The sequence below is a fragment of the Nonomuraea sp. NPDC049504 genome (assembly GCF_040676845.1).
GTDB classification, from domain to species: Bacteria; Actinomycetota; Actinomycetes; order Streptosporangiales; family Streptosporangiaceae; genus Nonomuraea; species Nonomuraea salmonea.
The window spans coordinates 1-21,560 of the sequence record NZ_JBFAPT010000043.1 but is presented as its reverse complement, the minus strand read 5'-3'; the positions used below and the strand labels follow the sequence as shown (position 1 = coordinate 21,560).

The 21,560-nt window shown below is 69.5% G+C and carries 22 protein-coding genes and 1 pseudogene; 14 read left to right on the top strand and 9 right to left on the bottom strand.

Translation table 11 applies throughout. The annotated features are described in order from the left end of the window. Positions 1–7 precede the first annotated feature (7 nt). The gene (locus AB0K28_RS46970) at positions 8–820 is read left to right on the top strand and encodes an SDR family oxidoreductase (RefSeq protein WP_364383875.1); all 813 of its coding nucleotides are present in this window, start codon (positions 8–10) and stop codon (positions 818–820) included. 10 nt (positions 821–830) lie between these two features. On the opposite strand, the gene proC is transcribed toward AB0K28_RS46970, so the two are convergent. Next, positions 831–1,625, bottom strand: coding sequence for a pyrroline-5-carboxylate reductase (gene proC, locus AB0K28_RS46965; RefSeq protein ID WP_364383872.1), 795 nt, complete (start codon positions 1,623–1,625; stop codon positions 831–833). Between the two features lie 54 nt (positions 1,626–1,679). Further along, on the bottom strand, positions 1,680–2,561 hold the full coding sequence (locus AB0K28_RS46960; RefSeq protein ID WP_364383869.1) for a proline dehydrogenase family protein: 882 nt from the start codon (positions 2,559–2,561) through the stop codon (positions 1,680–1,682). 76 nt (positions 2,562–2,637) lie between these two features. Between AB0K28_RS46960 and AB0K28_RS46955 the strand changes: the two genes are divergently transcribed. The 7 genes and pseudogenes from AB0K28_RS46955 to AB0K28_RS46925 all read left to right on the top strand — a co-directional run bounded on the left by AB0K28_RS46955 (position 2,638) and on the right by AB0K28_RS46925 (position 10,895). Continuing rightward, on the top strand, positions 2,638–3,090 hold the full coding sequence (locus AB0K28_RS46955; protein WP_364383866.1) for a hypothetical protein: 453 nt from the start codon (positions 2,638–2,640) through the stop codon (positions 3,088–3,090). Positions 3,091–3,352: 262 nt separating this feature from the next. After that, the gene (gene dnaK, locus AB0K28_RS46950; RefSeq protein ID WP_345394253.1) at positions 3,353–5,227 is read left to right on the top strand and encodes a molecular chaperone DnaK; all 1,875 of its coding nucleotides are present in this window, start codon (positions 3,353–3,355) and stop codon (positions 5,225–5,227) included. Continuing rightward, entirely contained in the window at positions 5,227–5,826 is a 600-nt protein-coding gene (gene grpE / locus AB0K28_RS46945; RefSeq protein WP_364383863.1) for a nucleotide exchange factor GrpE, read from the top strand. Before dnaK ends, grpE begins: the two co-directional genes overlap by 1 nt. 22 nt (positions 5,827–5,848) lie before the next feature. After that, a complete protein-coding gene (gene dnaJ, locus AB0K28_RS46940; protein ID WP_364383860.1) occupies positions 5,849–7,033 on the top strand; it encodes a molecular chaperone DnaJ in 1,185 nt (394 codons plus the stop codon). A 4-nt stretch (positions 7,034–7,037) separates the two neighbouring features. Beyond that, positions 7,038–7,319, top strand: a pseudogene (locus AB0K28_RS46935) (helix-turn-helix transcriptional regulator); the annotation flags it as partial. A gap of 74 nt (positions 7,320–7,393) precedes the next feature. Further along, positions 7,394–9,967: an ATP-dependent chaperone ClpB gene (clpB, locus tag AB0K28_RS46930; protein ID WP_364383857.1), complete on the top strand. Its 2,574-nt coding sequence runs from the start codon at positions 7,394–7,396 to the stop codon at positions 9,965–9,967. Between the two features lie 226 nt (positions 9,968–10,193). Next, positions 10,194–10,895, top strand: a complete 702-nt coding sequence (locus AB0K28_RS46925) for a hypothetical protein (protein WP_364383854.1) — start codon at positions 10,194–10,196, stop codon at positions 10,893–10,895. A 532-nt stretch (positions 10,896–11,427) separates the two neighbouring features. On the opposite strand, the gene AB0K28_RS46920 is transcribed toward AB0K28_RS46925, so the two are convergent. Beyond that, a complete protein-coding gene (locus tag AB0K28_RS46920) occupies positions 11,428–11,958 on the bottom strand; it encodes a tetratricopeptide repeat protein (RefSeq protein ID WP_355415452.1) in 531 nt (176 codons plus the stop codon). 172 nt (positions 11,959–12,130) lie between these two features. Between AB0K28_RS46920 and AB0K28_RS46915 the strand changes: the two genes are divergently transcribed. Continuing rightward, the gene (locus AB0K28_RS46915; RefSeq protein WP_364383850.1) at positions 12,131–12,442 is read left to right on the top strand and encodes a hypothetical protein; all 312 of its coding nucleotides are present in this window, start codon (positions 12,131–12,133) and stop codon (positions 12,440–12,442) included. On the opposite strand, the gene AB0K28_RS46910 is transcribed toward AB0K28_RS46915, so the two are convergent. The 4 genes from AB0K28_RS46910 to AB0K28_RS46895 form a co-directional block, all read right to left on the bottom strand. Then, positions 12,436–13,014: a TetR/AcrR family transcriptional regulator gene (locus AB0K28_RS46910; RefSeq protein ID WP_355415448.1), complete on the bottom strand. Its 579-nt coding sequence runs from the start codon at positions 13,012–13,014 to the stop codon at positions 12,436–12,438. The two genes, AB0K28_RS46915 and AB0K28_RS46910, sit on opposite strands and share 7 nt — an antisense overlap. Positions 13,015–13,139: 125 nt before the next feature. Beyond that, entirely contained in the window at positions 13,140–13,979 is an 840-nt protein-coding gene (locus AB0K28_RS46905) for an SDR family NAD(P)-dependent oxidoreductase (RefSeq protein WP_364383847.1), read from the bottom strand. 56 nt (positions 13,980–14,035) lie between these two features. Then, the gene (locus AB0K28_RS46900) at positions 14,036–15,097 is read right to left on the bottom strand and encodes a CapA family protein (RefSeq protein ID WP_364383844.1); all 1,062 of its coding nucleotides are present in this window, start codon (positions 15,095–15,097) and stop codon (positions 14,036–14,038) included. Between the two features lie 105 nt (positions 15,098–15,202). Continuing rightward, the gene (locus AB0K28_RS46895) at positions 15,203–16,030 is read right to left on the bottom strand and encodes a helix-turn-helix transcriptional regulator (protein WP_364383841.1); all 828 of its coding nucleotides are present in this window, start codon (positions 16,028–16,030) and stop codon (positions 15,203–15,205) included. 103 nt (positions 16,031–16,133) lie between these two features. On the opposite strand from AB0K28_RS46895, the gene AB0K28_RS46890 reads away from it, so the two are divergent. Together AB0K28_RS46890 and AB0K28_RS46885 are read left to right on the top strand one after the other, a co-directional pair. Then, a complete protein-coding gene (locus tag AB0K28_RS46890; protein WP_364383838.1) occupies positions 16,134–17,546 on the top strand; it encodes an MFS transporter in 1,413 nt (470 codons plus the stop codon). 57 nt (positions 17,547–17,603) lie between these two features. Further along, on the top strand, positions 17,604–18,335 hold the full coding sequence (locus AB0K28_RS46885; protein ID WP_364383835.1) for a DUF6082 family protein: 732 nt from the start codon (positions 17,604–17,606) through the stop codon (positions 18,333–18,335). Positions 18,336–18,471: 136 nt separating this feature from the next. Here the strand turns inward: AB0K28_RS46885 and AB0K28_RS46880 are convergent, their stop codons facing one another. Beyond that, positions 18,472–18,696 carry a DUF397 domain-containing protein gene (locus AB0K28_RS46880; RefSeq protein ID WP_345394225.1) on the bottom strand — a complete coding sequence of 75 codons (225 nt, stop codon included), beginning with the start codon at positions 18,694–18,696 and terminating at the stop codon, positions 18,472–18,474. A gap of 59 nt (positions 18,697–18,755) precedes the next feature. Continuing rightward, on the bottom strand, positions 18,756–19,619 hold the full coding sequence (locus AB0K28_RS46875) for a helix-turn-helix transcriptional regulator (protein ID WP_364383833.1): 864 nt from the start codon (positions 19,617–19,619) through the stop codon (positions 18,756–18,758). Positions 19,620–19,967: 348 nt separating this feature from the next. Here AB0K28_RS46875 and AB0K28_RS46870 point away from each other — a divergent pair, with 348 nt between their 5' ends. The 3 genes from AB0K28_RS46870 to AB0K28_RS46860 all read left to right on the top strand — a co-directional run bounded on the left by AB0K28_RS46870 (position 19,968) and on the right by AB0K28_RS46860 (position 21,134). Further along, entirely contained in the window at positions 19,968–20,111 is a 144-nt protein-coding gene (locus AB0K28_RS46870) for a hypothetical protein (protein WP_345394219.1), read from the top strand. Between the two features lie 160 nt (positions 20,112–20,271). Beyond that, on the top strand, positions 20,272–20,487 hold the full coding sequence (locus tag AB0K28_RS46865; RefSeq protein WP_345394216.1) for a hypothetical protein: 216 nt from the start codon (positions 20,272–20,274) through the stop codon (positions 20,485–20,487). Then, positions 20,487–21,134, top strand: a complete 648-nt coding sequence (locus AB0K28_RS46860) for a hypothetical protein (protein WP_364383829.1) — start codon at positions 20,487–20,489, stop codon at positions 21,132–21,134. Before AB0K28_RS46865 ends, AB0K28_RS46860 begins: the two co-directional genes overlap by 1 nt. Positions 21,135–21,560 lie beyond the last annotated feature (426 nt).

The window sequence follows — 21,560 nt, the reverse complement described above, 5'->3', positions numbered from 1 at the left end:
GGCGCGAATGAGCGACGGCTATCGAGGCGTCACCGCGCTGGTCACCGGCGCGTCCAAGGGGCTGGGGCGGGCGTACGCGATGGAGCTGGCCCGCCGGGGCGCCCGGGTGATCCTGCTGGCGCGATCGGAGGGCGACCTGCGCGAACTCGCCGCGCAGCTCCACGAGCGGCACGGCAGGCAGGACACCGAGGTGGTCGTCGGCGACCTCGCCGCCCCCGACGGCCCTGACCGCATCCTGCGCGAACTGCACGACCGCGGCCTGACCGTCGACCTCCTGCTCAACAACGCCGGCGCCGGCAGCGCGGGCCCGTTCCTCGACCGCCCGCTGGGGCCGCAACTGCGGTCGGTCAGCCTCAACGTCGGCGGCCTGCTCGCGCTGACCCACGCGATCGGGGCCGAGATGGTCGCGCGCGGCTCGGGCGGCGTCATCAACGTGTCGTCCACCGCCGCCTTCCAGCCCATGCCCTACCAGGCCAGCTACGCCGCGACCAAGGCGTTCGTGCTCTCCTTCACCGAGGCACTGGCCGAGGAGCTGCGCGGCACCGGCGTGCACGTCATGGCCGCGCACCCCGGCGCGATCGCGACCGGCTTCTTCGACGGCACCTCCGCCACGATCGACCCCCGGGCCGACACCCCGGCCGCCGTCGCGGCCCGCACGCTGGACGACTACGCCAGGCGCCGCCCGGTCTCCTACCCGGGCCGCCCCGTCAACCGGATGATGACCTGGCCCGCCCGCCTGCTGCCCCGCACGGCCGTCGCCCGCATCGCCGGCGCCTTCAACCGCCGCCAGCACCTGCACGAGACCGTCGATGTGACCTGATCGCCGGAGGTCAGCCGGAGGCGAGTTCGCGGCCGCGGTCGCGGGCGGCCTCGATGGCGGCGAGGAAGGCCGCGCGTACGCTGTGGCGCTCCAGCTCCGCGATGGCCGCGATGGTCGTGCCGCCCGGCGAGGTGACGGCCTCGCGCAGGATGACCGGGTGCTCGCCCGAGTCGCGCAGCATCACCGCCGCCCCCACGATCGACTGGGTGACCATGTCGAGGGCCGCCGCGCGCGGCATGCCCAGCAGGATGCCCGCGTCGACCATGGCCTCGACCAGGTAGAAGAAGTAGGCGGGCCCGCTGCCGGACAGCGCCGTCGCGGCGTCCTGCTGCGACTCGGGGATGCGCAGCACCTTGCCGACCGGCCGCAGCAGCCCCTCGGCGAGCTGGAGGTGCTCTTCGCCGGCGTGCGCCCCCGCCGAGATCACGCTCATCGCCTCGTCGAACTTGATCGGCGTGTTGGACATCACCCGCACCACCGGCACCTCCACCCCCAGCCGCTGCTCCACGAACGACGTGGTGATGCCGGCCGCGGCGCTGATCACCAGCGTCTGCGCCGGCACGTAGGAGGCGATCTCGGCCAGCAGGGTGCCCATGTCCTGGGGCTTGACGGCGAGGATGAGCGTGTCGGCGGCCTTGGCGGCCTCGGAGTTGGACACGACGCGCACGCCGTACGTCTCGCGCAGCGCCTGGGCCCGCTCCTCCCTGCGCGTGGTCGCCAGGATGTCGCCCGGCTTGAACCCGGCGCGCAACAACCCGGACAGCAGGGCCTCGCCCATCTTGCCCGTGCCCAGAATCGCGATCATCTTCGGAGCCCCTCGTGCGGAACGGACGCGGATCCAGGTCTCGCAGCCTATCGGCTACCGCCGCGACAGCAGCGAACGCAGGAAGAACGTCAGGTTCCTCGGCCGCTCGGCGAGGCGGCGCATGAGGTAGGGGTACCAGTCGGAGCCGTACGGCACGTAGACGCGCACCCGCGCGCCCAGCCCGGCCAGGCGGCGCTGCTCGTCGGGGCGCACGCCGTACAGCATCTGGTACTCGAAGCCGGTCGCGTCGCGGCCGGCCAGCTCGGCGAGCGTGGCGGCGATGCGGATCAGCCTGGGGTCGTGGGTGGCGACCATGGGGTAGCCGGTGCCGGACATGAGGACTTTCAGGCACCGTACGTAGGAGCGGTCGATGTCGGCCGGCCTGGTGTAGGCGCCGGGCGCGGTGTAGGCCCCCTTGCACAGCCGTACGCGGGCGCCGCCGAGCTTCTCGCACCGGTCGAGCGAGTCGGGCAGGTACGACTGCACCACCACACCCACGTCGGGATGCTCGCGGCGCAGCGCGGCGTACACGGCGTGCAGCCCGGCGATCGTGTCGTGCTCCTCGGCGTCGAGCGTCACCGTGAGGTCGCGCTGCGCGGCGGCGGCGCAGATGGCGCCGGCGTGTTCGAGCGCGAGCCGCTGCGACAGCCGCAGCCCGAGCGCGGTGAGCTTGACCGACACGTCGGCCCCCGCGGGCAGCAGGTCGAGCAGCGCGAGGTAGTGGGCGACGGCCTGCCCCGCCGCGGCCTCGTCGGTGACCTCCTCGCCGAGGTGGTCGACGCTGACCAGCAAGCCCTCGCCGGTCAGCGCGCCGACCACGCGGGCGACGTCGTCCGCGACATAGCGATCGACCACGTCCGCGGTCAGCGGCGAGGTGGTGACGAGCCGTTCGGCGCGCCGGCTCTTGGAGAGGGCGAGCATGGCCTGACGGAGCACGAGATCCACACTAATCACTCGGACCGCTCCGCTTGAACCGCTGGGGAGCGGAATCCGTCCTAGGGGTATGCGGACTATGACAGCGACTCTCCTGGCCGGATGTCTCGCGCTCGCGACGGGCTGCGCCGCCGCGCCGTCGCCGGAGCAGCAGCGGGTGGCCGCCACGACCCCCGGCAGGCCACCGGTCGTGTCGGAGCCGGTGACCACGGCGCCCACGAAGAAGCCCCAGGTGGTCAAGCCCCGGGGCGACGCGATCAACGTGCGCAAGGTCCGCTGGACCAAGGCGAAGCCGGTCGACAAGGGCCGGAAGGTCCAGCTCACGTGGTGGTCGGGGGTGGAGCCGTGCACGGTGCTCGACCGGGTCAAGGTGAAGGAGACCGCCAAGAAGGTCACCGTCACCCTGTACGAGGGCACCGCCCCCAAGGCGAAGAACACGGCCTGCATCATGATGGCCGTCGAGAAGACCACGACGGTCAAGCTCAAGAAGCCGCTCGGCAAGCGCGACTTGGCCGACGGCGCCAAGAAGTAGATCCTTCCCGAACGGGGTCCGGCACGCGCCGGGCCCCGTTCTTTCGTCCCTGAGATGTCCCTGAGTCGCCCCTGAACCCGGAACCCGGGCAGGCCCGGTCTCGTTGGCCCCGGTGTGCGTCTGCTCCGCTGTTCGTGCTCGTCAGGGGGAATGCATCCGCGCTCAGGGGGTTGAGTCAGGTAGGCTCAAGTCGTTTGACAAAGGCGACACCCATCCATAGGTTGAGTCCAAACGACTCAACTTTGACTACAAGGACGTACTCATGGCACGTGCGGTAGGTATCGACCTTGGGACGACCAACTCCGTCGTCTCGATCCTCGAGGGCGGTGAGCCCACCGTCATCGCGAACGCGCAGGGCTCGCGGACCACCCCGTCCGTGGTCGCCTTCGCCAAGAACGGCGAGGTCCTCGTCGGAGAGGTCGCCAAGCGGCAGGCCGTCACCAACGTCGACAGGACGATCCGTTCCGTCAAGCGCGAGATGGGCACCAACTGGTCCCAGGAGATCGACGGCAAGAAGTTCTCGCCGCAGCAGATCAGCGCCTTCGTCCTGCAGAAGCTCAAGCAGGACGCGGAGGCCTACCTCGGCGAGAAGATCACCGACGCGGTGATCACCGTCCCCGCCTACTTCAACGACGCCCAGCGGCAGGCCACCAAGGAGGCCGGCACCATCGCGGGCCTCAACGTGCTCCGCATCATCAACGAGCCGACCGCCGCGGCCCTCGCCTACGGGCTCGACAAGGAGCAGGACCAGACGATCCTGGTCTTCGACCTCGGTGGCGGCACCTTCGACGTGTCGCTGCTCGACGTCGGCCAGGAGGACGGCCACGGCTTCGTCGAGGTCAAGGCCACCTCCGGTGACAACCACCTCGGTGGTGACGACTGGGACCAGCGCATCGTCGACGAGCTCGTCAAGCGCTTCCAGAACGCCCACGGCGTCGACCTGGCGAAGGACAAGATGGCGCTCCAGCGCCTGCGCGAGGCGGCCGAGAAGGCCAAGATCGAGCTGTCCAGCCAGTCCGAGACCAACATCAACCTGCCCTACATCACGGCTTCCTCCGAGGGCCCGCTGCACCTCGACGAGAAGCTGACCCGCTCCGAGTTCCAGCGGCTCACGGCCGACCTGCTCGAGCGCACCAAGGGCCCGTTCAACCAGGTCATCAAGGACGCCGGCATCAAGGTCTCCGACATCGCCCACGTGGTGCTGGTCGGCGGCTCGACCCGCATGCCCGCCGTCTCCGACCTGGTCAAGGAGCTGACCGGCGGCAAGGAGCCCAACAAGGGCGTCAACCCCGACGAGGTCGTGGCCATCGGCGCCGCGCTCCAGGCCGGCGTGCTCAAGGGTGAGGTCAAGGACGTCCTGCTGCTCGACGTGACCCCGCTGTCGCTGGGCATCGAGACCAAGGGCGGCATCTTCACCAAGATCATCGAGCGCAACACGACGATTCCGACCAAGCGCTCCGAGGTCTTCACCACGGCCGAGGACAACCAGCCGTCGGTGCAGATCCAGGTCTACCAGGGCGAGCGCGAGATCGCTTCCTACAACAAGAAGCTGGCCACGTTCGAGCTGACCGGCATCGCGCCGGCGCCGCGCGGCATCCCGCAGATCGAGGTCACCTTCGACATCGACGCCAACGGCATCGTCAACGTCTCCGCCAAGGACCTGGGCACGGGCAAGGAGCAGACGATGACGATCACCGGCGGCTCCGCGCTGCCGAAGGACGACATCGAGCGGATGATGCGCGAGGCCGAGTCGTACGCCGAGGAGGACAAGAAGCGCCGCGAGGAGGCCGAGGTCCGCAACAACGCGGACGGTCTGGCCTACCAGACGGAGAAGTTCCTCCGCGAGAACGACGACAAGGTCCCCGGCGACATCAAGACCGAGGTCAACGACGCCCTCGCCGAGCTGAAGAAGGCTCTGGAGGGCACCGACACCGACGTCATCCGCACCTCGGCGGAGAAGCTCGCCACCGTGAGCCAGAAGATGGGCTCGGCCATCTACGCCGCCGGCCAGGGCCAGCAGGCCGGTCCCGAGGGCGCCCCGCAGGACGCCTCGGCCGGTCAGGACGGCCAGAAGGCCGACGACGACGTGGTCGAAGCCGAGATCGTGGACGACGACCAGCCGAAGAAGGACCAGTGATGCCGCCGCGTGACAACGGGCACGAAGAGCCGGTGATCCGCGACAACCGCAAGATCGACCCTGAGACGGGCCAGGTCAAGGACCAGCCGCCTGCCGAGCAGCCACAAGAGGCGCCCGGCGACGTGCTGGAGCCGCAGGACGGCGAGCTGGCGGCCCAGCTCGCCGAGCGGACGGCCGACCTGCAGCGTCTCCAGGCGGAGTACACCAACTACCGCCGCAGGGTCGAGCGCGACCGCGTGGCGGTCCGCGAGCAGGCGGTCGCCGGGGCGCTCACGGAGCTCCTGCCCGTCCTCGACGACATCGGCAGGGCCCGCGAACACGGCGAGCTGACCGGCGGTTTCGCCAAGGTCGCCGAGTCGCTGGAGTCCGTGCTGACGAAGCTGGGCCTCAGTGCCTACGGTCAGAAGGGCGACCCGTTCGACCCGACCGTCCACGAGGCGCTGATGCACAGCTACTCGACGGAGGTGACCGAGCCGACCGCGATCGAGGTGCTGCAGCCTGGATACCGGATGGGTGACCGGGTGCTGCGCCCCGCGCGGGTGGCCGTCGCCGAGCCGGAGGACGCTCCCGCGGCGTCCGATGACGACGAAGAAAACTGACCACAAGGACGAAGGGCCGTAGATGAGCACCAAGGACTACCTGGAGAAGGACTACTACGCCGTCCTTGGTGTGCCCAAGACCGCCACCGCCGAAGAGATCAAAAAGGCGTATCGGAAGCTGGCCAGGCAGTACCACCCCGACACCAACCAGGGCGACGCCACCAAAGAGACCAAGTTCAAAGAGGTCTCCGAGGCTTACGACGTCCTGTCCGACGCCAAGCGCCGCAAGGAGTACGACGAGGCGCGCACGCTGTTCGGATCCGGGGTGGGGGCCCAGCGTCCCGGCGGCGGTGGCGGTTTCCCGTTCGACTTCGGTGACCTGTTCGGCGGCACCAGCCAGCAGGGCCCCGGCGGGAGCGCGGGCGAACGGCTCGGCGACCTGTTCGGCGGGCTGTTCAACCGGGGCGGCGCCGGAGGCCGCACCACCGGCGGCACCACCAGGGCGCGGCGTGGCCAGGACATCGAGTCCGAGGTGACGCTGACGTTCACCGAAGCCGTCGAGGGCACCACCGTCTCGCTGCGGCTGACCAGCTCAGCCGCCTGCACCGCGTGCAGCGGCACCGGCGCCAAGGCGGGCACGACCCCCAGGGTCTGCCCCACCTGCGAAGGCACCGGCGCGGCCAGCCGCAACCTGGGCAGCTTCGCCTTCTCCGAGCCGTGCCGCGACTGCAAGGGCCGCGGGCTGCTGGTCGACGACCCCTGCCCCGTGTGCGAGGGCAGCGGCCGGGCCAAGAGCACCCGCACCATCCAGGCGCGCATCCCCGCCGGCGTGGCCGACGGCCAGCGGGTCAAGCTCAAGGGCAAGGGCGCGCCGGGCGAGAACGGCGGCCCGGCGGGCGACCTCTACATCCAGACCCACGTCAAGCCGCACGCCGTCTTCGGCCGGTCGGGCGACAACCTGACGATCACCGTGCCGGTGACGTTCACGGAGGCCGCCCTGGGCGCCGAGATCAAGGTGCCGATCCTCAAGGGGATGCCGGTCACACTGCGCATCCCCGCGGGCACCCCCAACGGGCGCACGTTCCGCGTCCGTGGCAGGGGTGTCACGAGGAAAGACGGCACCAAAGGCGACCTGCTCGCCACTGTCGAGGTGCTCGTGCCGAAGACGCTCGACGACAAATCGCGCGAGCTCCTCACCGAGTTCAACACCGCGACCGCGGGTGAGGACCCGCGCGCCGAGCTGATTCAGCGAGCCAGAAGCGAGTGAGCGGATGGACGGCAACTATTTCGACCTGTCTGACGACACCCCTGTCTACGTGATCTCGGTGGCCGCGCAGCTGTCGGGGCTGCATCCGCAGACCCTGCGGCAATATGACCGGCTCGGCCTGGTCAGCCCCGGCCGCACGGCGGGGCGCGGCCGCCTCTACTCCACAAGAGACATCATCCAGCTCCGCGAGGTGCAGCGGCTCTCCCAGGAGGAGGGCATCAACCTCGCGGGCATCAAGCGGATACTCGAGCTCGAGAACGAAGCTCTCCGGCTGCGCGAGGAAGTGCACCGCCTGCGCGCCGAGATGCGGATGGTCAAGGCGCTGATCCGCTACCAGCTGCCACCGGGGGCGTAAGAACCATGGACTACAAGCTCACCCAGAAGAGCCAGGAAGCGCTCTCGGGTGCCATGCGGCGTGCCGCCGCTGAGGGCAACCCCGAGATCGCTCCCGCTCACCTGCTCAGCACGCTGCTCTCGCAGACCGGGGGCACGGCCGTGCCGCTGCTGGAGGCCGTGGGGGCCGACTGGCGGGTGCTGCGCTCGCGCACCGAGGAGCAGCTCGCCGCACTGCCGAAGGCGCAGGGCGCGACGGTGGGGGCGCCGTCGAGCTCGCGCCACCTGCTGACCGTCATGAACACCGCCGCCCAGCACGCCAACCGGCTCGAAGACCTCTACGTCTCGACCGAGCACCTGCTGGTCGGCCTGGCGGCCGACGGGGGCCAGACCGCCGACCTGCTGAAGTCGCAGGGCGCGACCCCGCAGGCGCTGCTCGACGCCTTCGAGAAGGTACGCGGCCACGCCCGCGTCACCAGCGAGACGCCCGAGGACACCTACCAGGCCCTGGAGAAGTACGGCGTCGACCTGACCGAGCAGGCCCGCGGCGGCAAGCTCGACCCGGTCATCGGCCGCGACACCGAGATCCGCCGCGTCGTCCAGGTGCTCAGCCGCCGCACCAAGAACAACCCGGTGCTCATCGGCGAGCCCGGCGTCGGCAAGACCGCCGTCGTCGAGGGCCTGGCCCAGCGCATCGTGGCCGGCGACGTGCCCGAGTCGCTGCGCAACAAGCGGCTCATCTCGCTCGACCTGGGCGCCATGGTGGCCGGCGCGAAATACCGCGGCGAGTTCGAGGAGCGGCTCAAGGCCGTGCTCTCCGAGATCAAGGAGAGCGACGGGCAGATCGTGACGTTCATCGACGAGCTGCACACCGTCGTCGGCGCGGGGGCCGGCGAGGGCGCCATGGACGCCGGCAACATGCTCAAGCCCATGCTGGCCCGCGGCGAGCTGCGCATGATCGGCGCGACCACGCTCGACGAATACCGCGAGCGCATCGAGAAGGACCCGGCGCTGGAGCGCCGCTTCCAGCAGGTCTACGTCGGCGAGCCCACGGTCGAGGACACCATCGCGATCCTGCGCGGGCTCAAGGGCCGCTACGAGGCACACCACCAGGTCCAGATCGCCGACAGCGCGCTGGTCGCCGCCGCCGCGCTGTCCGACCGCTACATCACCAACCGCTTCCTGCCCGACAAGGCCATCGACCTCGTCGACGAGGCCGCCTCGCGGCTGCGCATGGAGATCGACTCGCGTCCCGTGGAGATCGACCAGCTCCAGCGCAGCGTCGACCGGCTGAAGATGGAGGAGCTGGCGCTGTCGAAGGAGACCGACGAGGCCTCCGTCCAGCGGCTCGAACGCCTGCGTCAAGAGCTCGCCGACCGCCAGGAGGAGCTCAACGCCCTCGTCGGCCGCTGGGAGCACGAGAAGGCCGGGCTCAACAAGGTCGGTGAGCTGAAGAAGCAACTCGACGAGGCGCGCGGCGCGGCCGAGCGGGCCCAGCGCGACGGCGACTTCGAGGCGGCGTCGCGGCTGATGTACGCCGAGGTGCCCCGGCTGGAACAGGCGCTCAAGGCCGCCTCCGAGGCCGCGCCGCCGGAGAACGCCATGGTCAAGGAGGAGGTCGGGGCCGACGACATCGCCGAAGTGATCTCGTCGTGGACCGGCATCCCCGCCGGGCGGCTTCTCGAGGCCGAGACGACCAAGCTGCTGCGCATGGAGGAGGAGCTGGGCAGGCGGCTCATCGGGCAGCGGCCGGCCGTCCAGGCGGTCTCCGACGCCGTACGCCGCAGCAGGGCCGGCATCGCCGACCCCGACAGGCCCACCGGCTCGTTCCTGTTCCTCGGCCCCACGGGCGTGGGCAAGACCGAGCTGGCCAAGGCGCTCGCGGAGTTCCTGTTCGACGACGAGCGGGCGATGACCCGCATCGACATGAGCGAATACTCCGAGAAGCACAGCGTGGCCAGGCTCGTCGGCGCGCCTCCCGGCTACGTCGGCTACGAGGAGGGCGGCCAGCTCACCGAGGCCGTCAGGCGGCGCCCGTACACCGTGGTGCTGCTCGACGAGGTCGAGAAGGCGCATCCCGAGGTGTTCGACATCCTGCTGCAGGTGCTCGACGACGGGCGGCTGACCGACGGCCAGGGCCGTACGGTCGACTTCCGCAACACCATCCTCATCCTGACCTCCAACATCGGCTCGCAGTTCCTGGTCGATCCCAGCCTGGAGAACGGCGCCAAGCGCGAGGCCGTCATGGGGGCGGTGCGCAGCTCGTTCAAGCCGGAGTTCCTCAACCGGCTCGACGACGTGATCCTGTTCGACGCGCTCGGCTCCGAGGAGCTGGCCCAGATCGTCGACCTCCAGGTCGAGCGGCTGGCACGACGCCTGGCCGACCGCCGGCTGCGGCTGGAGGTCACGCCCGCCGCCCGCGAGTGGCTGGCCCTGACCGGCTACGACCCGCTCTACGGCGCCCGCCCGCTGCGCCGCCTGGTGCAGTCGGCCATCGGCGACAAGCTCGCCAAGGCCGTGCTGTCGGGCGAGGTCGTGGACGGCGACGAGGTCAAGGTCGAGCTGGGCGACGACGAGCTCCTCATCCAGCGCGCCGCCTGACCTAGGCCGAGCAGGCCGGCATGGCCCCGCGCACGACGGCCTTCCAGAGGTTCCGAGCCCGGAGATCTCGCGAGATCTCCGGGCTTCGGCGTGTCATGCCAGGGTCATCGGGCCCGGCGTTCGGTAAGGTTCGCCCCACTCTTCGGACAAGCCGCCTCCCCCGCTCATGATCGCTGACTACGTTGTGCGTTCGTCAGTGCACCGACATCGATGAGGGGGACGTGCGGTGTCATTCCAGAAGATCCGGGGCACGATCGCGGTGGCCGCGGTGGCCGTGGGCGTCAGCTGGCTGTGCGCGGTTCCCGCGACGGCCCGGACGTGCGCCCGCACAGAAGGGGCGCTCCTGACGCCCGCCCTGGCCCAATGCGGCGGCCACACGGGCATCCAGCTCGACGACCCCGGCATCGGCGCCACCCGAGTGGTGGCGTCGGAGACGGCCAAGCTGGCCATGGCGGCCGGCGACACGGCCAGGCGGCTCGGCCTGACCGGCCTGGCGACCGGCAAGCAGGCACTCGGCATGAGCGACCTCGGCGGAGTGGCGGCGACGTGGGGCATGCCGCCCCTGGTGGGCTCGCCCGCGCTGCTTCCCCTGGTGCCGGAGCCGCTCACGATGAAGGACGTCACCACCATGCGCGGCGTGCCGGCGCTGCCCGAGCTGCCCAAGGTGCCGCTGGCGGGCAAGCCGCCCGTGAACAAGAAGGCGCGCAACGCGCCCCCGCAGGGCACCATCGCCGGCACCGGCCTCGACTCGCCGATGAAGCTCCAGGAGCCGGTACGCCAGGTCGGCTCGCAGGTCATCAGCGAGGTGCTGCCGAAGGCGTTCGAGGCTCTGCAGGGCACGAAGTTCGCGCCCGGCGGCGGCTCCATCGTCAGCGGCTTCAGCAGCCTGTCCGGCCTCACCCAGGGCCTCCCTCTTCCCTTGGGCTGACCGGCCTGAGCTGACCGGCCTGAGCTGACCGGCCTGAGCTGACCGGCCTGAGCTGACCGGCCTGAGCTGACCGGCCTGAGCTGACCGGCCTGAGCTGACCGGCCTGAGCTGACCGGCGCCTTGGGCGCCCTCGGCGCCCTCAGCGCCCTCAGCCGCGTCGCCGGCGCGGCGGCGCGGCTGAGCCGAAGCCGGGGGCCGCGGAGAGCGCCGGGCCACTTGTCCGGGCGTGGGTCGTGCCTGCCGCGCCCGGCCTCCAGGCCGGAGGGACCGGGACCACCCGGCCCTCCGGCCGCCCCTCACCACCACACAAGCCGGACACCACAGCGCGCCACGCGACCCACCTGACCCATGGGGCCCACCCGACCCACGCGAAGGCGGGGAAGCGCGAAGACGCGGAGACGCGGAGACGCGGAGACGCGAAGGGGCGAAGACGCGAAGGGGCGCGAAGATGTGGAAGCGCGTCAGTCGGGCGGATGCGGGCACGGGTCAGGGAGCCCTGCCGGTGCGGCGGGCTCCTCTGGACGCGCGGTCGTCAGGAGACGAGCTCGTCGAGCTCGTCTTCCGGCAGCCCGAGATCGACCCTGATGCGGTAGCGCGTGCGCAGCACCGCCACCTGCTCCGGATCGTTCTCATCGCAGCCGAGGGCGGCCTGGGTGGCCCATTCGAGCCCCCCTTGCAGGTCGCCGTAGGCCACGAGCGTCTCGGCGATCGTGTGAGCGGTCGCCGTGGAGACGTTGCCTTCCGCGCGTATCGTCTCGATGACCTCCCTGGCCTCGTCTGGCCGGTCGAGCTCGAAGAGCGTGTCGGCGATGCCGGCACGCGCGTCGAAGCCCGCGTCTCCGCCGTCCTCGACCGCGCGCTGGAAACACTCCATCGCACGGGCGGGCTGTCCGGCCGCTCGCCATTCCTCGGCGGCGAGGACCAGGATGGATGCCCTGGAGACGTCGCCGGACGAATAGTCGAGCGCGACGTCGTAGAGCCGACTGGCCAGCGAATCGTGGTCGTCGGCCAGCAGGGCCTGCTCGAGCAGACGATCAAGGTGCTCACGGGTCACATGCGCCACACCGCGAGACTACCGAGCCACCCGGCTGTTTGCCCGGTCAATCCGCATCGCCGGTCACGTGCAAATTCGGTAACGTCTCGTCCAATCCCGTGTACGCAATGCGTATCTGCCCAGGTCACAGGGCATATAGGAGGCACTCAGCCGCCACGCGAGCGGAGGGACCGTGATGGGCATGTCCAAGCAGATGACCTTCACGCTGGCCTGTGCCGTGGTGTTGTCGGCCCTCGGGCCAGGTGTGGCCGGCTATCTGTCGGCCCGTCTGGAGTCCATCGAGGCGGCCGAACGCAACCTGCGGGCCCTGGAGACCCGGCTGCAGATCCGCGAGGCCAGAGAGGCCCGTCCTGCCGCCCTGCCGGGCGCGTGCGAGAGCACGCCGGCCCCGCCCCGCCTCCAGGACGTGCCCGCGACGGCGCTGGCCGAGCAGGAGGAGGCCGAGCGCCGGCTGCCCGACCTGCCTGCCCGCCCGGGGATGATCCGCTATTGACCGGCCGCCACCGGGGGCGACCAGGATCTCAGCTGCCGGGACAGGAATCCTCTGATGAGGTGCTTGGCGGCGTCGATGATCTCGGGTGAGCCCTGGGGGTCGCGGCGGAAGGCGAGCTTCAGCACCGCGTCACCGGCCTCGACCGCGACGAGCACGGCGAGGTCGAGCGACGGGCTGTCGGCCAGCCCGAACTCCTTGAGGAACAACCCGCGCAACCGCCCGGCGATCACCGCGTTGTTGTCGGAGTCGGAGTCGAGCAGGTTGAGATCGACGGCGTCGCCGAAGTGGAGGCTCTTGAAGCCGGCGACGGTCCTGTGCATGTCGACGTAGATGTCGATGATCGCGTCGACGGCCTCCCACCAACCGCGGTAGTCCTCTTCGAGGAACCTGCGATCGACTCGGCGGACGAACTCCTCGACGTTGCGCCGGGTGAGCTCCTGGGTGATGGCGCGCTTGTCGGGGAAGAACTGGTAGACCGATCCGATCGCCACCCCGGCGCGTTCGGCGATGCGGGTGGTCGACAGGGTTTCGTAGCCGAGCTCGTCGAGCAGTTCGGCACACGCGTCGAGCATCCGCTCGACACGTCGGGCGCTGCGGCGCTGCGAGGGCTGCCGCCTGAGAGCTTTCGGCTGGACGCACACGTCGTCCATTTGCTGCGGCGAAGACACGGATTCATCTTCTCCCGTTGAGGCGATCGTTACCTGCCGAATTCCGGAATCCCCGAAGGAGCGCTCAAGCGGGCGAACCCGCGCAGGGCGCGAGGCGAAATCCGCGAGAGGGCATACCCGATTTTTCCCTCCATGTTCACGGGAACGACTGCTTGATTTCGATGGAAGGCCCGCAATATGTACGCCGCCACCCGCTCGGGCGGGTACCCACGCCGCGCCAGCGCCCGTACGGCAGCCCCGCGCAGCCCTTCATCGGTGTACGTGGCGTGCCCCGCGATCCCCGTCGAGACGAACCCGGGGCAGACCACGCTGACCCCGATGCCCCGACCGGCCAGCTCGGCCCTGAGGCAGTCGCTGAGCGCCTTCACCGCCGCCTTGGACACCGTGTACGCAGGCAGCAGCCGCGTCGGCACGAACGCCGCAAGCGACGCCACGTTCACGATGTGCCCGCCCGTACCGCGATCGGCCATGGCGGCCCCGAAGAGGCGGCAGCCGTGCACGACGCCCCACAGATTGACGTCGAGGGTCCTGCGCCAGTCGGCGACGGTGTGATCCAGGAACGGCCCGACGACCGCGATCCCGGCATTGTTCACCACAATGTCCGGTACTGCATATTGGGCGATGATATTTCGCGCGAAGTCTTCCACCTGATCGCTATTCGCCACGTCCACCCGCATGGCGTAAGCCGTACCGTGAATATCCTTCGCAATAGCGTCGGCCGTCTGCTTCGCCGCGCCGATGTCGATATCCGCGCAGATGACCCGTCCCCCGTGCGCCGCGAACGCCCGCGCGGTCGCCCGCCCGATCCCCGCACCCGCGCCGGTCACCACGACCAGCCGTCCACCGAAACCTGACCGCACCCGACCCATCCCGGCCTCCTATTGGACGATCTGTCCAGAACAATAGATCGCCGGGCGGCGTCAGGCTACTCCTGGTCGGGCCGGGCGGTCAGGCCCGTGCAGGAGCGCAGCGCCTTCCAGTCGGCCACCGCGCGGGTCCTGGCGGAGCCCGTCATCGGCACCGGCACTCCCCCCTGGATGGTGGCCGGCGTCCAGGTGTCCTTGATGATCCGCCGGCCGTTGACGGTCAGCGTCAGCACCCCGGTCCTGCCGGTGGTGGCCGGGTCGGAGTTGTAGAAGACGAAGTTGCCCATGCCGTAGTTGACATAGGCGTCGTCCAGGTAGCCCGAGCCGAGCAGGATGTGCGCGTGCCCGCCGACCACCACGTCGGCGCCCGCCTTGACCAGCTTCGGCGCGAGCGAGCGCTGCGCCTCGTTCGGGCACTTCTGCAGCTCGGTGCCCCAGTGCAGGTGGACGATCACGGTGTCGGAGTTCTTGCGCGCCTGCCGGACGGCCTTGAGCAGCGCGGTCTCGTTCTTGGCCGAGGCCAGGCCGCCCTTGCCGGACGTTGCCGTCCACGCCTGGATGAACTCCGCGTCCATCACCTGCGTGGCGCCGATGATCGCGACGCGGTTGCCGTTCACCGTCCTGCGATACGGCCGGTACGCCTGCGCCGCGTCCGCCCCGATCCCCACCACGGGGAACTTGGCGCGCTTGACCGCCTTGAGCGAGTCGGCGAGCCCGCTCTCCATGTAGTCCATGCCGTGGTTGTTGGCCATGGACGCGACGTCCACCCCGGCCGCCTTGAGCGCGGTGAGCGCGCTGGACGGCGCCCTGAACGTGTACTGCTTGCCGGGCGCCGGCGTCCCGCCCGTCGTGATGGCGGTCTCCAGGTTCACCATCGCGAGGTCGGCCTTGCGCAGCACGCTCGCGATCGGGTCGAGCGCGGTGCGCGGGTTGGCGAGGCGCGGGCGCAGGATCCCCTCGAAGTGCACGTCGCCGCCGAACGCGATGGTGAACGGCCGGCGCTTCGGCTTCGGCTTCTTGGTGGGCTCGCTCGTCGGCTCCTCCGCCGCCTGCCGCTGGACTTCCTTGCGCTGCGGCTGCCGCTCCGGCTCCTGCCCGGGGAGGGCCGAACAGGCGGCCACCGATACGAGCGCAGCGAGAACCGGGAGGGCATGGGGGAGTCTCATATGCCGCCACTTCCGCTCGAAACCTGACTTTCAGCCATCGAGCATGCCATGTAGGGCGGTTTACCGGGCAGACCCCATGAGCTTGGACATTGCCGTACGAGTCGGGCCGTCCATCGGCGTGGAGACGACCATCCGGATCTCCGGCATCGCGGTGAAACCGGTCGAGCTGAAGCGCAGCAGCCCGTACTCCGGGTGCTTGTACGCCTTCACCCGCGACCCCGGCTCCGCCACGTCCTGCCGGGCCCACAGCCGCGCGAACTCGGCGCTCTCCTCGCTGAGCCGGCGCAGGAAGTCCTGCCAGCACGGGTCGTCGGAGTGCCGGCTGTAGGCGCCGCGGAAGACGGCCACCAGCCGCGCCACCTCCTGGTCGCGGTCGACCAGCAGCATCGAGGGCTGCGGCCCGACGCAGAGCTGCCAGAGGTGGTTGCGCTCCCCCTCGGGCGCGGCGACCAGTTCGGGGAAGAGCCGCGCGTACGCGTCGTTCCAGGCCAGCGCGTCGCACCGGCCGTTGGAGATGACGGCGGGCAGCTCGCCGAGCCGGTCGAGGATGATCTGCATCTCGGGCGTCACCTGCCCGGACGCGGCCGGCACCGGATCGGCCACGTGGCCGGCCAGCCGGTAGAGGTGCTGCCGCTCGGCGCCGTCCATGCGCAGCGTGCGGGCGATGGCGTCGAGCACCTGCGGGCTGGCGTTGATCGGCCGCCCCTGCTCAAGCCACGTGTACCAGGTGACGCCGACCCCGGCGAGCTGGGCGACCTCTTCTCGTCGCAGCCCGGGGGTGCGCCTGCGAGGTCCCGGCGGGAGATCGACCATCTCTGGCGTGATGCGCGCACGCCGGGAGCGCAGGAACGCTGACAGATCCGTACGTCTTGCCTCAACCACCTGCATGCATCCACTATGCGTGACGAAAGTGATGCTCAGCCAGTTACTCCTGATACCAGGATAAAGGGGCTCTCGTTACTGGTACTGGGAACGCGGCAGACTTCTCATCATGTCCCAAACCACCGCTGTTCCCTCCCCTGTGGGCACCACCTCACAGGAGAGCCCCAAGGCCGGCGGGCTGCTCCTGGCGACGATCCTCGTGGGGCAGTTCCTGGCCATCCTGAACGTCAACATCGTCAACGTGGCCACCCCGACCATCGAGTCCGACCTGCACTCGTCGGGCGCCGGGCTGCAGATGATCATTGCTGGTTACACCATTGTCTATGCCGTCCTGTTGATCACCGGAGCCAGGATCGGCGACCTGTTCGGCTACCGCCGAGCGTTTCTGGGCGGATTGGCGGCCTTCACCGTGACCACGCTCGCCGCCGGCCTCGCGCCCACGACGGGCTGGCTGGTGGCGGCCCGGCTGCTGCAAGGCGCCGGGGCCGCGATGATGATGCCGCAGGTGCTGACCTTGATCCAGCGCAACTTCCAGGGCGCTGCCCGTGGCCGGGCCATCGGCCTGTGGTCCCTGATGATCAGCGGCGGCATCGTGGCCGGTCAGGCGCTCGGCGGCATCCTGCTGGGCCTCGGCCTGGGCTGGCGGGTCGTGTTCCTGGCGGTGGTGCCGATCGCGTTGCTGCTGCTGGTCGCCGGCGCCCGCCTGCTGCCCGCCGACCACGGCGGCGGCCGTGGCGGGCTCGACCCCTTGGGCCTGGTGACGTTGTCGGCGGCCGTGCTGCTGTTCGTGGTGCCGCTGGTGCTCGGCCGCGACCTGGGCTGGCCGTTGTGGGGCTGGATCTCGATGGGGCTGAGCGTGGTGATGTTCGCGGTGTTCGTCCGCGTCGAGCGCTGGGTGACAGGTCGCGGCGGGCGCCCGCTGGTGGACGCCAGGGTGCTGCGCGCACCGGGCATGCGTCCCGGTCTCGCCGTCCTGCTGTTCGGCCCCGCCACCTGGGGCGCGTTCCTGTTCACCTCCGCCCTGCACCTGCAAGGCGACCTGCACATGACGCCGCTCGCCTCCGGCATGATGCTGGTGCCGTGCGCGCTGGCCTTCGGCCTGGTCGGCCTCGCCTGGCCTCGCCTGCCGCTGCGCCTGCAGCGCCCGCTGGTCCCGTTCGGCTACGTCCTGGCCGCCCCCGCGTACATCGGCCTCGGCCTCGCCGCGGGAGGCGGCTTCCTGTACGCCCTGATGGGCGCCCTCGTCGGCGCGGGACTCGGCGTACAGGTCGCGGTGACGAACATGGCCACAGAAAAGGTGGACGGCGCCTACGCGGCGGACGCCAGCGGCGCCCTCCTGACGGTGATGCAGATCGGCCAGGTCATCGGAGTCGCCGCCATCGGCACCCTGTTCATCTCCCTGGACACCGCATCCTCTTCCACGGCCTCCATGACCACGGCCGCCGCCATGGCCGCCCTCGCCGTCCTGGCCGGCCTCAGCTCCCTCTTCCTCGTACGCCGCCCCAAGCCGATCCCCTCATGACGGGTGAACCCGCGTCCTTCCACGGACGCGGGCCGCTCGCATGGCACGGTGAGGCACATGACCCCCCGCAACCGGCGCACGCCGAGCCTGCTGATGCCCCTCCTCCTGACGATCGCGGCGGTGTGCGCCGCCGCGACGCTGTTCTCACCGCTCCTGCTGGACCTCCTGGTGCCCGCGAGCCCGCGCTGGCAGGAATTGAGCGCGGTCGGCGAGACGTACGGCGCCGCGTCGGCGGTGTTGTCCGCCTTCGCGCTCGTGGCCATCGGGGTCTCTCTTTTCCTGCAGGCCAGGGAAATGCGATTCGCGCGTGAGGACGCCTCTCGATCGCATCATTTCCAGCTCATGCAGCTGCAGATCGAAAATCCTGCGCTGCACAATGCTTTGGGCAGGGTGGACAGCGGGCTCGATCCGGCGACGCACCTTTATCTCAATCTGGTGCTTTCCTACTGGGAGATGCTTTTCAACGTCGGCGACATGCCGGAGCCGGTCCTCGTGAAATACGCGCAGGCCGACATCTTCAGTACGGAGACCGGCCGGCGGTTCTGGGTGCGCACTCGTGAGCACCGCCGGGCGGTGGCGAAGAGCCGGCGGGCCGTGCGGTTCGTGGCGGCGCTCGATCTGGCCTACCGCCGGAGCCTGGAGGAACGGCCCGCGCCGCCCTCCGATGCCGTGGTTCCCGCCGCCCGATCCGGTCGGCCTGCCGCGCTGCTCGTGGCTGCTGCGGCGGCGGTCGCCGTGGCGGGAATCTCCTGGCTGGGCCGGTTCAGGAAACGGCGCGCCGGAGGTTGATCAAGTTGGCGGCTGGTGTGCCATGATGAGCACGTCTTCTCTGCTCGACCTGTGGGGAGAGCCGGAAAGCCGGGAGGCACTGCCATGCCTCCACACGAACGGCCCTGCGTCTCCGATGGGTGCCAGGGCCGTTCGCTTATCCCCTGCCTACGGGCGTGGCAAGGTCGAACTCGCCGCTGCGCACCCCGGCGGTGAAGGCGGCCCACTCCTCCGGCGTGAAGACCAGGACGGGACCGTCCTGCTCCTTGCTGTCCCGCAGCGCGACGTTCCCGTCGGCCAGAGGGGCAACCTCGACGCACGTCGCCGCGCCGTTGCAGAAGGTGCTCTTCCGCCAGGCTGCCGTCTTTAGGTGGTTGTACATTTTCTCCCCAAATGCGTAAAGGGGCACCGTTGCCCCTTTCTGAGGCTTTTCCGTCGTCGCTATCGACGCCAGAGCATGGCTTTACGCTGGATGAGAACACGCGACTCGTCCTCATCCAAGGCCTCCGACTTGATGTGGTCGAAGGCCATTTCGTATCCAGCTACCCGTTCGAGGTCATCGACGAAATGAGCAGTATACAACTGTTCCAGATACACAACATCGTCGAAAGCGGAAAACTTCAGGTGAATAAACGCACCCGTGTTAACCGGATGAAGTGCATCCAGTGGCAGGACATGGACGCTCACGTGCGGCAGGACGGACATCTCCAGGAGATGCTCCATCTGCTCACGCATGACCGAGGGCTCACCGAAGCGGCGCGTCAGGGCCGACTCGTCGAGCACCACGGTGAGCACGCAGGGATCGGGCCTGTGCAGCACGCGTTCCTGCCTGTCGAGCCGGGCCTCGACCCGGCTCCTGACACCGCTGTGCGTGATGCGGGCGATGCCCCGGGTCGCCAGGATCACTTCTCTGGCGTAGTCCTCGGTCTGTAGCAGGCCAGGCACGACCTGGGGTTCCCAGTCGCGCTGGAATGTCGCCTCCGCCTCCAGCCCAAGGAATGTCGTGTACTCCTCAGGGAGGGCGTCTTCGTAATCTTCCCACCACCCTCGCTGCTCCGCATCACGCAACAGGCCGAAGAGTTCATCAACTTTGTCACCCTCGAGCCGGTACAGCTTGGCCAGGGCCTTGATGTCGTCGGTGCTGGGCATGGTCTTGGCGGCTTCGATGCGGCTGACCTTGCTGGCGCTCCAGCCGAGGTCTCTGGCCGCCCTGGCGCCGGTGAGCTTGCGGCGCTCGCGGAGGAGGCGGAGCTCCTGGCCCAACCGGAGTCGCCGTACTGTTGGACTGCCCTGCTGCGATGGCACCGTCCACACTCCTTCTCGGGAATGAAGGTGTAGCCGGAAGGGACCGTTTGGAGCCCGGCTTTTTGGGCCGTTCGCCCAATCTTACACTGCAAGTTGCATGTGTAGTGCCGCACAGCCTTGCCAGAAGGCTTTCACGGGGAGAGCGTAGGGGCAAGGACAACCTTCGCAAGTGCGCCGGAGCCGGGCATAGATCTTCCTCCTCGCACCCCGACGACGACAGTTTCCGTGCAAGTTGCAGGGCAACCAGCGAAGAAAATTAAATGTTCCCTTGCTCCTGGTATTGCAGCATCGCCGAGCGAGGGGGACGATCAGAACCAGGAGGGTTCTCGAGAGGTGAGGAGGCCGGACATGACGACACGGCCGTACGCATCGGGACTCTCGCTCATGATCACGCGCTCGCACGGCGGGCGCATCCCCGGCAACGTCGCCGTCCCGGAAACGAACATCTTCCCCAGGGAGGCCACTTGCCGGAAGGACTTCGTCATCGCCTGAAGCGCGTAGCGCGCATTCGCTCGTTCGAGCACGAAAAAAGCCGGGCCGAGGCTGACCACCAGTACGCCGCATTAAGGGCTGCCACCCTGCGGCGAAACCGGTCATCAGCCGTCGGACCGGCCAAGAAGCCACCTCTAAAATGCCGCGAAAGGGGTCTTCTATGTACTCACAAGGTACCAAGGGACTCAGCCGAATCAAGTCCTGGATTCAGGACCTCGTCGCCTCGGCGGATTACGAGATCTGCGTAGAGCCCGACGAGTTCGCGTTCCGGATGGGCTGGACGGTCACCAGGACGGGCTTCGGCTCCCGTCGCTACCGCGACCCGCGCTTCGACCAGCTCCGCCTCCCACGCAAGGTGACCGAGGAGGTGTCCTGATGGCGAGGAACCCGCGTAACCAGATCTACCCCGCCTACGAGGACCTCCCGGCCGCCCGCGGGGGCGGCCCGCTGGTCAGACTGTGGCGGGCCAGGGCCGAGCTGCTGCTGCTCGCCGCCGCGACGCTGTTCGTGTTTGCGCTCCTGGGCGCGACCAGAGACGGCCAGTGGGTGCCGGTCGTCCTGCTGACCAGCGCCGTGTCGGTGCCGGCCGCCACCAGGCGGGGCCGCAGCTGGGTCGCCGCGCACTTCTGGTGCGTGTTCTCCCGCCACCGCCTGCACCGGGTGTGCATGGAGACGACCATGCACACCCGGGCGGGACGGATCCCGCTGGTGCTGTGGATCACGCCGACGGCGGCCGGCGAGAAGGCCCTGATCATGGTCAGGGCGGGCATCAGCGCCGAGGAGTTCGAGGCGTACGCCGAGGAGATCGCCGCGGCCTGCTGGGCCCGGGGCGTGAACGTCTACCGGCACCGCACCCGCAGCCAGTTCCTCATCGTGGAGATCGTGCGCAGGGACGTGACGCCCGGCGCGGCCTCCCCCGGCCTGGACCGCCTGTACGGCCGCCGCTCCTGGGTCGCCCTGCGGCCCGACCTCGAGGAGCCGCCTGATCTGCGCACCGAGGTGGTGCTGCCGAGGGCGGCATGAAGACCTAGGGAACCGGGACATTCCCTGGGGGGCGAAGCCCCGGAGACCGCGGGGGCTCCGGGGCTTCCCCATCACCTGGGACAAGGCGATGCGACCGGCGGCGATAGGCCCGTCACCGGGATCAGCGGAACGGAGCCGGTGATCCGTGACTACTCGAACACAGGTCTCATATGGACACGGAGTGCGACGGAGCAGATACTCCTCGTGTCAGCCCTCTTCTCCCCTGTCACATGTCCTCGGAACACGCATACGCCGGCCGGCGCGTGTCGCCCGGACATCGTGCCTGTCAGGGGAACAGGACAAGGAGAGACCATGCGGTTCAAGAAGTCCCTGCTCCTAATGAGTGCTGGGAGTAAGCCATCCGGCAGACTCCGTAGTGGATAGTGGCCGCTGGCAGGTGAGCACTTTCGGCTCCTGGACATTGAG